At 26.0% G+C, this 17,454-nt stretch carries 14 protein-coding genes; 5 read left to right on the forward strand and 9 right to left on the reverse strand.

Annotated elements, in window-relative coordinates:
* Window positions 1–25: 25 nt before the first annotated feature.
* The gene (locus ABCP60_RS08145; protein WP_343101580.1) at window positions 26–3,202 is read right to left on the reverse strand and encodes a two-component regulator propeller domain-containing protein; all 3,177 of its coding nucleotides are present in this window, start codon (window positions 3,200–3,202) and stop codon (window positions 26–28) included.
* 211 nt (window positions 3,203–3,413) lie between these two features.
* On the opposite strand from ABCP60_RS08145, the gene ABCP60_RS08150 reads away from it, so the two are divergent.
* Window positions 3,414–4,139, forward strand: coding sequence for a hypothetical protein (locus ABCP60_RS08150; RefSeq protein ID WP_092923006.1), 726 nt, complete (start codon window positions 3,414–3,416; stop codon window positions 4,137–4,139).
* Window positions 4,140–4,747: 608 nt separating this feature from the next.
* Here the strand turns inward: ABCP60_RS08150 and trxA are convergent.
* From trxA to ABCP60_RS08170, 4 genes are all read right to left on the reverse strand, one after another.
* Window positions 4,748–5,059 carry a thioredoxin gene (gene trxA / locus ABCP60_RS08155; protein ID WP_343101581.1) on the reverse strand — a complete coding sequence of 104 codons (312 nt, stop codon included), beginning with the start codon at window positions 5,057–5,059 and terminating at the stop codon, window positions 4,748–4,750.
* A gap of 171 nt (window positions 5,060–5,230) precedes the next feature.
* The gene (locus ABCP60_RS08160; RefSeq protein WP_092923000.1) at window positions 5,231–5,599 is read right to left on the reverse strand and encodes a C-GCAxxG-C-C family (seleno)protein; all 369 of its coding nucleotides are present in this window, start codon (window positions 5,597–5,599) and stop codon (window positions 5,231–5,233) included.
* Between the two features lie 110 nt (window positions 5,600–5,709).
* A complete protein-coding gene (locus tag ABCP60_RS08165) occupies window positions 5,710–6,873 on the reverse strand; it encodes an SAM-dependent methyltransferase (RefSeq protein ID WP_092922997.1) in 1,164 nt (387 codons plus the stop codon).
* A 226-nt stretch (window positions 6,874–7,099) separates the two neighbouring features.
* On the reverse strand, window positions 7,100–8,398 hold the full coding sequence (locus ABCP60_RS08170; RefSeq protein ID WP_195928548.1) for a conjugated bile salt MFS transporter: 1,299 nt from the start codon (window positions 8,396–8,398) through the stop codon (window positions 7,100–7,102).
* Window positions 8,399–8,732: 334 nt separating this feature from the next.
* Between ABCP60_RS08170 and ABCP60_RS08175 the strand changes: the two genes are divergently transcribed.
* The 3 genes from ABCP60_RS08175 (at window position 8,733) to ABCP60_RS08185 (ending at window position 11,128) form a co-directional block, all read left to right on the forward strand.
* Window positions 8,733–10,253 (forward strand): hypothetical protein, encoded by a 1,521-nt coding sequence (locus tag ABCP60_RS08175; RefSeq protein WP_092922991.1) that lies wholly within the window; start codon window positions 8,733–8,735, stop codon window positions 10,251–10,253.
* A 145-nt stretch (window positions 10,254–10,398) separates the two neighbouring features.
* On the forward strand, window positions 10,399–10,890 hold the full coding sequence (locus ABCP60_RS08180) for a DUF2975 domain-containing protein (RefSeq protein WP_092922988.1): 492 nt from the start codon (window positions 10,399–10,401) through the stop codon (window positions 10,888–10,890).
* 13 nt (window positions 10,891–10,903) lie between these two features.
* Entirely contained in the window at window positions 10,904–11,128 is a 225-nt protein-coding gene (locus ABCP60_RS08185; protein WP_092923282.1) for a helix-turn-helix transcriptional regulator, read from the forward strand.
* Window positions 11,129–11,275: 147 nt separating this feature from the next.
* On the opposite strand, the gene ABCP60_RS08190 is transcribed toward ABCP60_RS08185, so the two are convergent.
* The gene (locus tag ABCP60_RS08190; protein ID WP_343101582.1) at window positions 11,276–13,285 is read right to left on the reverse strand and encodes an FtsX-like permease family protein; all 2,010 of its coding nucleotides are present in this window, start codon (window positions 13,283–13,285) and stop codon (window positions 11,276–11,278) included.
* The gene (locus ABCP60_RS08195; RefSeq protein WP_343101583.1) at window positions 13,275–14,042 is read right to left on the reverse strand and encodes an ABC transporter ATP-binding protein; all 768 of its coding nucleotides are present in this window, start codon (window positions 14,040–14,042) and stop codon (window positions 13,275–13,277) included. The genes ABCP60_RS08190 and ABCP60_RS08195 overlap by 11 nt, the downstream gene beginning before the upstream one ends.
* 220 nt (window positions 14,043–14,262) lie before the next feature.
* Between ABCP60_RS08195 and ABCP60_RS08200 the strand changes: the two genes are divergently transcribed.
* Window positions 14,263–14,457, forward strand: coding sequence for a zinc ribbon domain-containing protein (locus ABCP60_RS08200; RefSeq protein WP_343101584.1), 195 nt, complete (start codon window positions 14,263–14,265; stop codon window positions 14,455–14,457).
* Between the two features lie 51 nt (window positions 14,458–14,508).
* Here the strand turns inward: ABCP60_RS08200 and ABCP60_RS08205 are convergent, their stop codons facing one another.
* Together ABCP60_RS08205 and ABCP60_RS08210 are read right to left on the reverse strand one after the other, a co-directional pair.
* The gene (locus ABCP60_RS08205; protein WP_343101585.1) at window positions 14,509–16,209 is read right to left on the reverse strand and encodes an ABC transporter ATP-binding protein; all 1,701 of its coding nucleotides are present in this window, start codon (window positions 16,207–16,209) and stop codon (window positions 14,509–14,511) included.
* Between the two features lie 250 nt (window positions 16,210–16,459).
* Window positions 16,460–17,419, reverse strand: coding sequence for a siderophore ABC transporter substrate-binding protein (locus ABCP60_RS08210; protein WP_092922973.1), 960 nt, complete (start codon window positions 17,417–17,419; stop codon window positions 16,460–16,462).
* Between the last annotated feature and the right edge of the window lie 35 nt (window positions 17,420–17,454).

The raw sequence follows: 17,454 nt of genomic DNA on the forward strand, positions 1-17,454 counted from the left end.
ATGTACAAAAATAACTAGCTATAAGCTAGTTATTTTTGTACATATTTTCTGGTAATATTATTGTAAATTTAGTTCCTTTCCCTAATTCACTTTCTACATATATTTCACCTTTATGTAAATTGATAATATGTTTTGTTATAGTAAGACCTAATCCACTACCTTGTTTTGATTCACCATATTCATCTACCACTTGGTTAAATCTATTAAATATAGAATGATGATATTTTTCTTCTATTCCTACTCCTGTATCAGATATTTCTATCTGTACGTTTGTTCCAACTTCTTTAATTATAACTTCTACCTTTCCACCTTCATCTGTAAACTTTATAGCATTATTTACTAAGTTTACTATACATCTATCAATATCATATGAATCACATAGTATTGTTTTTTCTTCTATATAAGGGTCTACTATCAATTCAATTCCCTTATCATTAGCTAAATTGCTCAAGCTTAATGCACTTTCCTCTACTAAGTAGACTATATCATGCTCGTTTATATTAAGTATATAGTTCCCATTTTCTATTTTTGATGTATCAATAATATTATTAATAAGCCTTAATAATCGATTTGAATTTTTTCTTAAAATACTCATATAATATTCTATTTTTTCACTTGATATTTGCTTTCCACGATTATTAAGCCCTGTTATTAGCTGCTCTGTGCTACGTATAAGATTTAATGGTGTTCTTAATTCATGAGATAAGTTTATAAAATAATTATTTTTATTTTTTTCAAGTTCAATAACCTTATCAAAAAGAACTTTATTTTTTTCCATCTCTTCTCGTAGTTCTTCTGTTCTTTCTCCTACTAATTTGTCTAGCCTTTTCATTTTTCTTTGATTGTGGACAATAATGGCTATTATAATAAGTGCATAAATAACTATTGCTTCTTTACTTCTCCACCATGGTGGATTTATTTTAAAGTTTATACTAGTTTTTTCGCTCATTACACCATCATTATTTATAGCTTTTACCACAAACTTATAATCTCCTGGACTTAAATTTGTATATGTTACTTTATTATCCTTTATGGTATGCCAACTATCCTTACTCCCTTCTAACTTATATACATATTGTATTCTTTGAGTATTTTTATAATCTGGTAAGAAGAATTTTATCTCTATAGTATTTTCATCACTTTTAAAGTTTAAATTTTTTCCCTCTTCAAACACAACTCCATTAACTGATATATCATCAATCATTACTCTAGATATATCTTTTGATGTTACTAAATTTTTTGGATTAATTATATTTAATCCATTAATCCCTCCAAATAAGATCTCTCCTTTAGAGTTTTTAAAGCAAGCATTAGCATTAAACTCATTACCTTGAAGTCCATCTGTAACATTTAAATTTATAAATTTATTATTTTTTACATCGAATTTAGAAATCCCATTATTTGTACTCATCCAAGGATTATTTTCATAATCAAGAACTACACCATATATCGTATTATTAGGCAAGCCTTCTTGTTCTGTAAAATGTATTATTTTTCCAGTCTCTTTGTTTAATTTATTTAAACCATAATTAGTGGCTATCCATAAATTCTTTTTATTATCTTCAACTACATTCCTTATTTCATTAGTGCTTAATCCATCTTTTTTGTTGTATATTTTTACTTTTTTAGTTTTAGAATTTATGCTTATTAAACCGCCTTCAGTGGATGTACCTAACCAATAAATACCTTCCCTATCTTTATAAATACAAGATATATAGTCTTTAGGAATTTTATATCTTTCTAGCAAATCATTTATATTACTTATTTCATTGGTTTTAGAATTAATTACATTAACTCCACCCCTTGTGGCTACAAATACATATTCTCCATCGATATAAATGGTTCTTATATAATTATCTAATAATCCATTATCTAAAGTGTAATACTTTATTTTCTTTGTTTTTTTATTTATCCTATTTAATCCACTATTTGTTCCAATCCATATATCATCATCTTTACCTGTTATATATCTAATTCTATCATCAGTTAATATTCCTTTTTCTATTTGCCTTATTATGCCTTTTTTTCTATTAATTATATTTGCGCCTTCAGATCTTGTACCTACCCAAATTAAGCCGTCTTTATCTTCATATATTCCATGAATTACACTGCTACTCAAAGAGTTTTTGTCATAAGGATCACTTTGATACTGAGTCACTCTATTTTTAGGATCAAATATGCTTATACCTGTGTATGTACCTACCCAAATTAAACCATTTTTATCTTGCATAATACACCTTGTACTATTGCTAATTAAACTATGACTATCATAAGGTTTATTTTTATACAATTCTTCATGATTTCCATCCTCAGATAGCTCTAATAATCCATCATCAGTACATACCCATATATTTCCTTCACTATCCTTTAATATATTTTTTACAAAGTCTAATTCTTTATTTTGTTTACTTACTTTATGCAACTTTATCTTATTTGTATTAATATCTATTTTTAATAAACCATTTTTCATAGTTCCTATCCATACATATCCTTCTTTATCCATATAAAGTCCATATATTGTATCTTTTTCATTAGGTTTCTTATCCTTTGTCAGATATATCTTATCTATATTTTTATTTTTTGTATTTATTTTATTTAATCCATCACTAGTCCCTATCCATATATTTTTATTCTTATCTTCATCTAAGCAATAAATAAATTGATCTGTTAAATCAGATTCTTTCGATAATATTCTTTCAAATCTATCCTTGTCCTCATTGTATATATTTAGTCCATTTGTAGTACCAACTAAAACTTTTCCATCAGAAGTTACTAGTATATCACAAACATTGTCATCAGAAATATTCCCATTTTTACTACCTTGTTTGTAGTTTTTTATCTTTCCATTTTTAGAAATCTTACTTACTCCATCTATAGTTCCTACCCATATATTATTTTCCTTATCTTCCTTTATCTTTATAATATTATTACTTACTATTGAGTTTTTAGATTTTTCATTATGTCTATATTGTTTAAACTCATATCCATTATACCTATTTAAACCATCTTGAGTTCCTATCCATATGTATCCCTTGCTATCTTGATACAAATCTTCTATAGTACCTTGCGACAATCCCTGCTCAATCGTTATATTCCTAAATTTCAGACTTGTTTGAGCAAATATTTTAATAGTATTTATAGATAATATCATTATTAATACTACTAACACTTTAAAAATATTTAACTTCTTTATATATGTCATATTGCCCTCTCTTTATCTGTATTTTTTAACTCTTTCATTATATTACATAATTTTACATTTTTCTACACAAGTATATAGTATTGCTTATCTTATTGTATTTACTATACAGTTGTATTTATTTAAATATTTTACATTACTTAATTACAAAACATCATATAAGGACTATAATTATTATAGATATATAATTTATGTATTAGGGGGAATAAACTTTATGAGATTTGATTGTTTTTATTATCCTACAGTAAATGACGATGGTAAAGTCATAAGATCTAACATAAATTTAAAAGAGTTTGAGTTTGGAGATCAAGTCCCAACAAAAACACTTTATTATAATTACAGTAAAAACTTTGCTATTTACCAAGGGGAAGAATTTTATATTGTAGAAGATGGAATTTTAACTCAGTCTATAAGCCCTGATAACTTAAAATTTCCATTAAAAATAGTATTTGGTAAAGGAAGACAGCTTAAAATATTTTCAAAAAAAGATTTGCCATCTATAAGGCTTTTGTTAAAAGGAGAATTTGAAAAAGAAAAAGAACTAGGTGAACTATTTTGCTTATCCCTTATGTTAAATAAAAAAATCAAGCATATCCAGTATGAAATTATGTCAGATTTAACTAATAGTTCTAGAGATTGTGATTTTTTAAATCAAGAAATAAATAATCGAACATATAAACTTATAGAAGATTTGAAAATAGTAGAAAGAAAGTTTTATTCTCTTACTTTAGATTACCCTAATTTAAAGGACTCTTATTTAAAATATATGAATTTTAGTGATAAAGAAGACATGTTAGAAATATCTATAAATAAATATTTTAAATCTGATAGTAATGAATATAAGCATTACTTAATATTACGTTCTATGTGCAATTCGAAACCTATATATCCTAAATTCAAGTTAGATAACCTTATTAGTTCATTTAATTATAATCTTTAATAAATTTTATAAAAACTATTTATATTTAATAGCTAATCATTATAGAAAATGCCTGCACTACATATATAATAGTATATCTGTAAATATCAATAAATTAAAAATGGTATTGTTTTAATTAAATCAATACCATTTTTTGTATTTTACTAATTCTTTTATCTTAACTTCCTATATATATCCTCTCAATATGCAAGCTAATTTTTTGTAAAAAAATAGACTGCATATGCAGTCTTAAGCTTTTTTAATACTATTCAGGGGGGATAGTATTTTCCATGTCATTAGATTTACTCTTATATTATTCATCATTTAAAAATAATCTGAGTAAATTAATTTATTCTTATGATATAAATTGTGGTTGTGTCCTTCTATGTCCGTTCCTGTCGGTGACTATTAATAATATAATATATTTCTACATTTTTTACCATATTATAATTTCTTTTTTATGTAAAATTTTATTTTTATGTATTTTTTAATTAATTATTTTTAAACATCCTATAAAATAAATTTTATATTTTTCTCATTTTTATAATATAATTTATATATTTGTTTTATTTAATCAATTTCTTAATACAATAAAAATGGATACCTAAACTTTTAGGCATCCATTTTTATTATATATGTGATTCTACTTTGCTCTTTATAGATTCCTTTGACATAAATCCAACCATAGTATCTACAGGCTTTCCATCTTTAAAAATCATCATTGTAGGAACACTAGATATCATATATTTTCTAGCTATTTCAAGACTTTTATCTATGTCTACCTTAACAAATTTAGCGTCATCTTTCATTTCAACGCTAAGTTGCTCAAATATAGGAGCTAGCATTTTACAAGGTCCACACCAAGTAGCGAAGAAATCAACCACTACAACTCCATCATTTACTTCTTGTTCAAAATTAGTGCTATTAATTATTTTTCCCATTTTTTCCCTCCAAAATCGCCTCTTTAATCCTTATTAAATTAATACATACTATTTCTAGCGTAAAATATATTAATAGTATATTTATTACCTTTAATAACTGTTAAATCAATTTTTCAAAATTTTATATCTTGGTAAAATTTATTTATATTTAATAGTTATTAATTTGTATTTTTACATTTCCTCCGCAAGTAGCTCATTTATAGCATCATAAGTAAAGTTTATTATTTCATCACATCCAACTTTATTTTTCTTTAAGTCTACACATATTTCAGAATTATATTTTTCTCTAACTTTTTTCATCAACTTATTTGAATATTTTCTAGCTATATTAGCCTCTGTATTATTTTCTCTTCCTTTTATAAATCCTATAACTACTATACCTGCATTTACAGCACCACATATACTTCCTACTGTCATGCCAACTCCCATACCACTACCTAGTGCAACAGGTATGTCTGTATTATGTTCTTCGTTATATGCTTTTATTAATGCTTCTGCACAAGTATACCCTTGACTATGGTATTCTGATGGTCTTATCATACTATCACTCCTTAAGTACTTTAGTTCATGAATATATGTTACCATACTTTACTACATATTTCTGTGACTTTATCACACATATAAATAACCCTTATAATTATAAAGATTTATTATATTAATTTATCATCTTTTAAAAGTTTGTATAATGTCGGCTTAAAGTTAAATTCACTTATTAAATTATTTACTTCATTTAATGCTTTTTCTCTCTTCTCTTTAGACACTTTTCCCTTAGCCGCTCTTATTAATATATTCTTAGGTGAGTGGGCTATATCTATAAATTCTAGTAATTGAGTTTTATACCCTATACTTTCAAGTAAATTTGCTCTTACAGCATCTGTCATAAGTGCAGCCATTCTTTCTTGGATTATCCCATACTTTGTAAGTAGAGAAAATTCATCTGACTTCATTTGACTATTAAACTCGTGTTGACAACAAGGAACTGAGAATATCATCTTTGTATTCCACTTTATAGCATTATATAGAGCATAATCAGTAGCCGTATCACATGCATGAAGTGTTATTACCATATCTACCTTATCTGTAAATCTATATCCATTTATATCTCCTAATTCAAAGCTTAAATTATCATAATTGTACTTTTTAGCTATATCATTACACTTTTTAATGACATCAGCTTTTAAATCTAGACCTATCATTTTTACATCTATTTTTTTTATCTCTACAAAATAATAATATAAGACAAATGTTAAATAAGATTTTCCACATCCAAAGTCTAATATAGTAAGTTCTTTATAATTATTCTTCTTAATTTCATCATCAATAATCTCTATAAATCTATTTATTTGCTTATATTTATCATATTTTGATTTAACAACCTTCCCTTCCTTAGTAAATACTCCTAAGTCTATAAGTGGTTGTATTATCATTCCTTCTTTTAATATATAGTTTTTCTCTTTATTATGGCTCTTGTTTACCATATTTGAGTTATCACTATTTTTTTTCCCTAAAAATATTTTACCTTTTTTAGATACTTTTAGATCAAAAGTTTTAGATATAGTCCATGCTGCTAATTGTTTATAGTTATCGCCTATATACTCTAATAATTTAGTATTTAGCTCATCTTTTTCTATATTCTCATGAAAAACTTGTTTATCCGTATACTTTTCTATTTGATAGTATTCTTTATTGTTTTTTTCTTTTAAAACTATATTTATTTTATTGTATTTTATATCTTTATTTTTTTTATTACTTATAACTACTTTAATAACTTCATCTTTAGTTATTTCATCAATTGATTTTATTAGTTCTTCCATTCATTCACACCTATCATCTCATATTTTTATGTCCATATTAAGATATTATTATATATATTAGATTAATTCAAACTCTTTTTGCATAATACCATCATGTATAGTCATTTTTTAATATTTACCTTACACACTTATCTCTATTCCTTCATTTTGTAAAATTTCTTTGAGAATATGGTCATTTCTAATGAAATAAATTAAAAAGTCGCCTTTAATTAAAGGCGACTTTTTATTAAGCTATTTTAATTTCCTTTTCATCTTCTAATCTTTGTCTTCTATCTTTGTTTAGATTATTCATTCCTCTAGATGCTATTATAAGTAATATGTATGCTGCTGCAACACAAGCTAATATACCCATCCATGCAGTGTTATAACCAAACTTATCTGTAAATAAACCAAATATAGCTGATCCTCCTGAGAATCCAAGTGCAAATACTAAGTTTATCATACCTAATATACTACCATATTCTTTTCTTCCAAAGAATGAACCTGTAAGATATGCTGGTCCCATCATATACATATAAACAGCTATACCTTTTATAGCAGAGAATGCATATGCAAATATTGGAGATGTTCCAGACATAGTCAAGAATATTCCTGACACAAATACTGCTACTGATGATATTACTAAGCACTTCATAACACCTATTTTATCAAATAATATACCACCAACTACGTTTCCACATAATGATGTAATTGCAAATATTGAACCTGACATTGCTACAACACTAGGATTTAACTTTAACTCTCCTTGGAAATATGCAGCATATTGTACTGAATATGCAGATACATATATTCCTACAAATAAGAATCCTATTGCCATCATCCAAAAATATTTTATCTTCTGTACTTCTTTTAATGTATATGCTAAATCTGCTTTTTCTTTCTTTTTATCTTCTGCCTTATCTAATTTTTTATTTCCTACTACTATCTCATCTTTATTTTTAGGCATTCTTATCATTAATAATGCGACTGGTATACCAACAGCTAAAGATAATACCCCAAATAAGAAATAAGCTTTAGAATATCCATTAGATGCTATTGAGTATATAGCCATTTGTTGAAGGAATATATTACCTATAGATCCTCCAGCAAAAGCAATTCCCATTGCCTTTCCTTTTGTACTTTCATCAAACCATGAGTTTATTAAAAGTGGAACTCCTATAGCTGATATAGCTGATGTTCCTATATTAACTATTCCTGCTACTAAGTAGAATTGCCATAACTCTGTACACATAGAGAATAACATAAATCCTCCACCAGATAATAAACATCCTACTATATATATTAATTTAGCATTTATCTTCCCGTAAAGCGCACCTATAAATGGAGATGCTACTGCTGATACTATTGTTCCTATTGTAAATATTAATGAGAATGAACTCAGACTAAACCCCTTATCTGTTGTTACTGGATGTATAAATAATGGCTGAATATTTGATGCTACACCAAATGGTATTGCTTGTATAAGCATACATGCTATTACTATCATCCATCCCTTTGCTATTTTGTTACTCTTTAAATTGCCCATATATCCTCCTAATTTTATTGCCTAGAAATTTTCTAGTTTTTCCTTACCGTAATTTTAGTATATTTCGTATTCCCTTGTTGAGAAAACGTATTTTTCATTGTCTATGCTTATATAATAACACGTATCATCTACTTACTTTTACGAATAATAACGAAACTTAAGGATATAAGGCATTTTTTATATGCCTCTGCATTTTTCATTGAAAAAACTTTCTTCAAATTGCTTCTATTTTATTATATTTCAATCTATTTCGAACTCTTATAATATACCTTAGTAAGTGATATAATATAATTTAAAAGCTGACATAAAACGAATTATTGGGGGGGAATATAACTTGAAAACCATTACTTTTGGAAGTTTATTAGAGAATCTACTATACTTATCAAATCAAAAGAAAAGTAGTTTGGCAAAGTATGTAGGCTATGATGTTTCTTATGTAAATAAGTGGATTCTTTCTAAACATCTTCCAAGCTCAAAAAGAATAAATGAAATATGTAAAAATATATCAGACTTTATTATGGAGTCTTTAAATGACGATACATTAGATAATTTAATAGATTATTTTGAAATATCTTCTGATAGCAGTAATGAATTCATTGGAGAATATATAGAAACTAAGCTCAAAGAAGTTTATATGGATACTGTCAATGTAAACAATACTCAGGTAAAATCCATGCCTAAAACTACGCATTCAGAGGAATATTATAATAGTACTTCTTTAGTTAATCCAGGCATAATTTATAAAACCTTTTTTAAAGAATTGAGCTTTTATGCTGATAAAGATGAAGATTTAGAAGTACTGATTTCTGTAAATTTACTTTATCTAAACCATAAAGATAAATTAACACTATCTAATTTGAAAGCTTTTTTAAATGAATTAAGTAAAAAAGTTAATGTTAAAGCGAGTTTTTTAATCGGTCTTAATGACTATGAAGATGAGGACGTTATTAATACACTCCTTGCTATAAACTTAATTTCAACATCTACTTCACTTAATTTTAAGTTATACAACTGTAGTATAAATTCCAATACTGCAATATTTGCAATTAAAAATAAATTCTTATCTACAAATCTATTCTTTGAAGAAGGTGAATGTATGTTTACCACAACCTCTAAAGACAGAAAATTAGTAGAAGATTTTTATGCAAATATAAAGTATACTTTAAAAAATAAAGGAAAACTTTTATACGACAAAAGAGATTGTACCTCTATGATAGAAAATCAAACTTATATACAATATATAATGAACAATGATTTAAGATGTCTTTTAGGTTCTATTAATGAATTCTTTATGCCTCCGGATTTATTCATGGAGATTGCCGAAAGAGTTTTTGGAGATAATAAAAAAATTATAAATGAGCTAAAAAAGATAAATGTATTCCTTCATAATGTTACTTATAAATCTAATCTTAAAGTACTTATATATGAATCAGAACTTAGAAAGTATATGTCTTCAGGTTGCTTACACTTTTTCAATATACCAGTAACTCTTACATTCAAAGAAAGGGAAAGACATATTGAATATATAGAAAAAATATTAATGGAATCTAATGATGTTGAAATACGATTAGTTGATGGAGATTTTGTTGATGATTTTAGAGAAAAAGAGAATCCATCTTTATATTTATCTAAGAATTTAAAGTTTACAAAAGTACATCCTAATTCAGGACAAAATGATTACTTTATAATAAGTGATAATGATTTCAAAAATATGTGTAATAATTTATTTGATACACTTTGGAATGATAGAAAAGATATAGTATTAGATAAAAAAGAAGAAATATTAGACAGAATATCAAAATCTATAAGTTATACGCGAATAATAAGCGAAAATTTCGGAGAAAATATAGAATAAAATCAAAGCTGTAGAAAAGCCTTTTGCTATCTACAGTTTTTTTGTACATTACATTATTGTAATATTATGTTTTTTTATTGACAAACGATAATTACATATTTATTATAGGTGTATAATATATATTTTTTAAGAGAGGTAAATAAAAATGATAAAAAGCTTAAATTCTAAAATATTAAATGTTATTATATTAATAGGAATATTTATTACAGGTGTTTTACTCCTAGCTACACCAATGATAAGTATAGCTTTATGTAAAACACAAGTACCTGTGTCAGAACTTAACCCAATAATGATTAATGTATCAATTTGCGTATACTTATGTTTTATACCTTATATGATATCTTTATTTAAATTAAAAAAGCTTTGTAGATTAATTATAAAGAATATACCTTTTACTATGGCCAGCTCAAAAGCTCTAAAAACTATATCTATATGTTCTTTTAGTGAGATTATTATATTTGCTGTATGCATGTTGTATCTAAAATACTTTGTAAGTCCATTTAATGACACTCTTATAATTCCAGCAATTATAGTAGTTACTTTTATCTGCCTAGTTATAGGATTATTATGTCTTACTTTATCTCAATTATTTGAGACAGCTACAAAGATAAAAGATGAAAATGATAAAACAATTTAGTGAGGAATATTTTATGCCAATTCTTGTAAATTTAGATGTTATGATGGCTAAAAGAAAGATTAGTTCTACCGAACTTTCAAAGGAACTTGGTATAACTATGGCTAATCTATCTATATTAAAAAATAATAAAGCCAAAGCTGTAAGATTTACTACATTAGATTCAATATGCAAAATACTAAACTGTCAACCTGGAGACATATTAGAATATGTAGATGAAGATGATGAAAGATTAAAGTAAATAATTAAAAAAGGAGCTATATTAGATTTCTAATAGCTCCTTTTTTAGTTTAATATTTTAAGTTACTACAAGTTCCACATTAAACAAATACTTTTTTAATATACAAAACAAGCTAGATACATATATTGTATCTAGCTTATTTTTATATTATGAATTTTTGACTATATTTTTATATCCAGTATAAGTTGCATAGAAATATCCAACATATATAAACACAAATATTAACGCAGTTACTAAAGATGATAATCCTATATCTGGCTTACCATACATAGCTATAAACTCATTTGATACTTTTATACCAACTATAGAATGTATAAATGCAAGTACTATTGGTAAACTAAAATATATTAATGTTTGTATAAATATACTCTTATTTATCATTTTATCATTTGCACCTATTCTTCTTAGTGATTTATATCTTTCTATACTATCACTTGCTTCTGATAACTGTTGTAATGCTAATACTGCCATACTAGATATTAAGAATATTATTCCTAGATATATACCTATAAATAACATAATTGTTGTCATACCTTTACTTTCTGCATATACTTGAGCCTTAGTTTCTCCGTAGATAAATGCTGAATTTTTATAGTCAATCTTACCATTTTTAAAATCATCAAATAATTTAGATAGTTTTTCTTCTGAGTTCTTGCTATTTTCTCCAAAATTCACATTTAAATAAGATTCTCTAACTTGAAGTTTGTTTATTAAATCATCATTAACTACTATAGTAAACATATTGTCAGCTAAAGCAGTTGTATGAAGAGAGTCCTCTATAGCCTTTTCATTTTTAACCTTATAATTTTTTTTATCTATTTTTATCTCTTTATTATTTTCTAAAAAGTTATTTATTATTTTGCTAGCCATATTATTATTTGACATAATTAAAACTTCATTCTTACCTAAGCTTATACTTTTTTTACCCTCTAGCTTTCTTATGTCATTGTATTCTGATATTTTTATAAAATCAGCACCTATGTCCTCTATCTTGTCTAAATTCTTTTGATTTTCCTTATCTAAACCTTTATTTAGATTCTTTATCTCAAATCCTGAGTCATATGTATTATAGTATAAATATTTGTCTTTATCATTAAATTTAAATCCTAAATTATTTAAAGCATCTTTTATACTTTTAATTTTATCATCTTCATTTGCAAATACTCTCGCACTAGCATCAAATGGTGTTGTTTTCTCAAGTCCTTTTTCTAATGCATTTTTAAACCCTATTCCAGTTGATAACATTCCCATAGTTAAAAATAACATTAGACATATAATAGACATTGATATAAAGTTTGTATTAACTTTGCTATTTATTTGCTTTGTTATAAAAATATTTAATCCTCTAAAATAAATATTTTTACTATTTTTAAATATATATAATCCAAATCCAGCTAAACTATAGAAAAATAAGAATGTACCAACCACACCAAGTCCTATTGACATTGAAAATCTTATATCTTCAATATTAAGTTTAGCATCTAATATTAGCTTATATGCAGTTCCTATTGAAATTAAGCATAAGATAAATGTTATTAGGTATATAATTGGATTTTTAAATCTTATATTTTCATTCTTTTTCCCTGCAGTTAATAAATCTATTATCTTGTATCTAGATATTACAATTACATTAAATGCCATAACAATTAAAAATATTATTCCAAAGTATATTATGGTTTTGATTATTGCACTTGTAGAAAAAATAAATTTATACTCACTCATATTTACTTCAAATAATTTAGATGTAAATAATGATAACCCTTGACTCATTATTAGTCCTAATATAAGCCCACTTGCTAATGATATTACCCCAACTATAAGTGTTTCTAAAATTAGTATTTTAGATATTTTTCCTTTACCCATACCTAAAGTCATATATATTCCAAGCTCTTTTTTACGTTTTTTGATTAAAAAATTATTTGCATATACTATTAAACTACCTAATATAAATGATACAAATACAGATATTCCACCTATAATCTTAGATAGTGTATCTACAAATCCCATTGTTGAATTGTTCATCTCTAAAATAGCTCTTTGAGATTCTATTGAGTTAAAACTATAGAATATACTTACAGCTAAAGTTAGTGTTAAAAAATATATAGCATAATCTTTAAAACTCTTTTTTACATTTCCTATTGCTATCTTAGAATACATCGTTGTCATCACCTCCAAGAAGGGTTATAACTTCTATTATTCTGTTGAAAAATTCTTTTCTAGTATCACTACCTCTTACTAACTCACTAAATATTTTTCCATCTTTTATAAATAAGATTCTATGAGCATAACTTGCAGTAAAGGCATCATGTGTAACCATAAGTATTGTTGTTTTTAAGTCTTCATTTAAACTTTCAAATCTTTCAAGTAATAATCTTGCTGATTTTGAATCTAATGCTCCTGTAGGTTCATCTGCAAGTACAAGTGATGGATTTGTAACAATCGCTCTTGCTGATGCTACTCTTTGCTTTTGTCCTCCTGATATTTGGTATGGATATTTATTTAATGCTTTTTCTATTTCTAGATATTTTGCTACTTCTTTTACTTTAGAGTCTATCTTAGATGGCTTCTCTCCTTTTATAGTAAGAGCTAATGCTATATTTTCATAATTTGTTAAAGTATCTAAAAGATTAAAATCCTGAAATATAAATCCTAATTCATTTTGTCTAAACTTATCTAGTTTTTTTGATTTTAAATTCGTTATATTTTGACCATTTATTATTATATTTCCTGTAGATACATTGTCTATTGTCGATATACAGTTTAGTAGAGTTGTCTTACCACTTCCTGAAGGACCCATTATACCAACAAATTCTCCTTCATCTACTCTAAAACTTATATTATCAATTGCCTTTGTTATATTGTCTTTATTTCCATAGTATTTTTCTATATTTTCAACTTTTAATATATTATTCATTTAATAACCTCCTTAGATTTCTTATATATGTATTTTATACTAAATCCAAAAATCTACATATTCATTTGTCTTTCATTTTCATTACACTTTTGTAAGATTCTATAACTTTCTAATATTTCTTATTATCTAATTTAGGTATATGTAACCATATTGCAACCAAATTTGTCTAAATATATCTTACAATTATATTACTTACTTGTTTATTAAGGGGGAATATTTTATGAACTGTTTAAGATGTGACACAAGTCTTGAATTTTTAAAAGAATATAGATTTGATTCTCAAGAGGCTGACCGTGGATTGTTTAAAGCTATCTTTGATGTAGAGGAGCATTTAATGTTTAAAATTTACGTCTGTCCTAAATGTAGACATACAGAGTTTATATATACAGGTAAATCAACTTGGGTTGATTTATAAATACAAAAAGATGATTCTAAAGTTAGAATCATCTTCTTGTTATATAAATTACTATTTTCTATGAAGTTTTGAATAAACTCCACCTTTTTCTATAAGTTCCTTATGAGTTCCTCTCTCCTCTATACCTTTTTCTGTTAATACTACTATCTCATCTGCATTTTTTATAGTTGATAATCTATGTGCTACAACTAAATTTGTTCTATCTTTACTTAATTCTTCTAAAGATTTTTGTATTTCATATTCTGTAACATTATCAAGTGCTGATGTAGCCTCATCTAGTATCATTATTGGAGGATTTTTTAAGAATATTCTAGCTATAGAAATTCTTTGTTTTTGTCCTCCTGATAATTTAACTCCTCTTTCTCCTATATATGTATCATAACCTTTAGGAAGAGTTTGTATAAAATCATGTATTTTAGCCTTTTTACAAGCTTCTACTATTTCTTCCTTAGTAGCATCAGTTTTTCCTATTACAATATTATCTCTTATAGTTCCTGTAAATAAAAATACATCTTGTGCTACAACACCTATATTTTTTCTTAAGGAATCTAAACTTACGTCTTTAATATTTATTCCATCTATCTTTATACTACCTTCGTCAAAATCAAAGAACCTAGGTATAAGATTACATAGAGTTGTTTTACCTCCACCTGACGGACCAACTAAGGCTATTGTTTTTCCAGCTTCTATAGATAAATTTAAATTATCTAAAACTTGATTTTCATCTTCATATGTAAAAGATACATTTTCTATTTCTATATTACCTTTTACACCATTAAGTTCTATTGGATTTTTAGCTTCCTTTTCTGTTTCTTCATTTATTATTTCCATAAATCTTTCAAATCCTGTCATACCATTTTGGTATTGCTCAGTAAAGTTTATTAATTTTCTAATTGGCTGTATAAACATTTTTACATATAAAAGATATGCTGCGAAATCACCTAACGTTATACGATTCATATAAGTAAAATATCCTGCTACTATTAAAACAACTAACTCTAATAAATCTATAAATAAAAACATTCCCGAAAAATATTGTGCCATAACTTTATATGCACTTTCTCTTGCGTATTTAAATATGTTATTAGATTTATTAAATTTTTCTAATTCTTCTTCTTGGGTACAGAATGATTTAGTAACTTTCATACCTGCTATACTATTTTCTAAAGTAGCATTTACATCACCAGTTTTTACTCTAGTTTCTTTAAATGCCTTATTCATTCTCTTTCTTTGAGTTATAGCATATAAAAGTATTATAGGTAATATAGCAAAAACTATTAGTGTAAGCTCTATATTTATTCCTAATAATATAAAGAATGAACCAACCAACATGACAATAGATATGAATAAGTCTTCTGGTCCATGATGAGCCAATTCAGATATCTCCATAAGGTCATTTATTATTCTAGACATTATAACACCTGTTTTATTATTATTAAAATAAGAACTTGGAAGTTTTTGAAGATGAGTAAATACATAGCTTCTCATATCAGCTTGCATCCTTACACCTACTACATGCCCCCAGTATTGCATAAAATAGTTTAATCCTGCTTTTATAATAAATATAACTAATAGAGATATTGCAAATACAACTAACATTCTTGTATCTTTATTTGGTACAACATCATCCATTATACTTCTAGTTATCATTGGATAAACTAAGTCACATAGTGCCACTGTGAAAGCAGCTAGTAAATCAAGTACAAACAATTTTTTATAAGGTTTGTAATATTTTATGAATTCTTTTATCATTGTCTACCTCCATCTTTCAATATATTTATACATTGTATATAATATTTTAAAACCATTTTATATTTCAAAGATTTTATGCACTCCACATAATTATATTTCTAATTTATCTATAAGTAAATGATATCTATATTATTCTTACAAATAATATAACTTGTATAATAGTTACTAAAGAACAAAAGTTGTATAAGAATTAAACCCATCCTCATACAACTTTTAGTAAGTTACATTTATTTGTATTATACGTGAATTATTATTTGCTTATTGCTTCATCTACCTCATCTAGCATAGTATTTGTAGATATTATTCCACCATCACTTAAATACCATGAATGAGTATCTAAATAAACTATATTTCCATCTTTAGCTGCCCTAGTATTATTTATTAATTCATTATTTAATATTTCCTGTGCTGGCTTTTGACCTTCATCACTAGATATAACTGACTTATCAACAACAAATATATAATCTGAATCTTGACTTGCTATATATTCAAATGAAACATCTTGTCCATGATCAGAATTTTTCACATTCTCATCTGTCTCTTTAAATCCTAAACTCTTATATATTATCCCAAATCTTGATTCTGATCCAAGTACACTTAATGATCCATCACTAACCATTAAAGTTGTTGCATCTAAATCTTTTTCTGTTACTTTCTTATTTATTTCTTCTACTTTTTTATTTATCTTAGCTAACTCAGCATCTACCTTATCTTCTTTATCAAATATATCTCCTATAACCTCCATATTGTGAGTAAAAGATTCCATGTACTTCCCATCTTCTTTTGATAATGATATAGTTGGTGCTATTTCCGTAAACTTATCATAGAAACTATGTTGTCTTCCATTTATTATTATTAAATCTGGCTTAAGTTCATTTACCTTTTCTAAATTTGGTTCTTTTAAGCCTCCAACATTTCCATACTTAGACCCTTTGTATTCGCTTAAATATTCTGGTATCGAAGATGATTGCGGAGTTCCTACTACACCATCTATACCTAAACTTTGCATTGCATCTAATGCTGCATAGTCAAACACTACCACTCTCTTAGGATTAACTCCTACCTCCGTAGTTCCTAAGGCATGCTCTACCTTAACTGTTTCATCTGCTTTAGATGCAACTTCTTTATCTCCTTTATTTGAAAATACTAATGCCCCTCCTATTAATCCTGCTATAACCAAACCTGATATAGCTGCTACTTTTTTATTCATAATAAGTCCTCCTAATAATTTCTATTATTTTATAT

The sequence above is a fragment of the Romboutsia sp. MSSM.1001216sp_RTP31141st1_G3_RTP31141_220114 genome, from assembly GCF_039031195.1.
GTDB lineage: Bacteria > Bacillota > Clostridia > Peptostreptococcales > Peptostreptococcaceae > Romboutsia_C > Romboutsia_C hominis.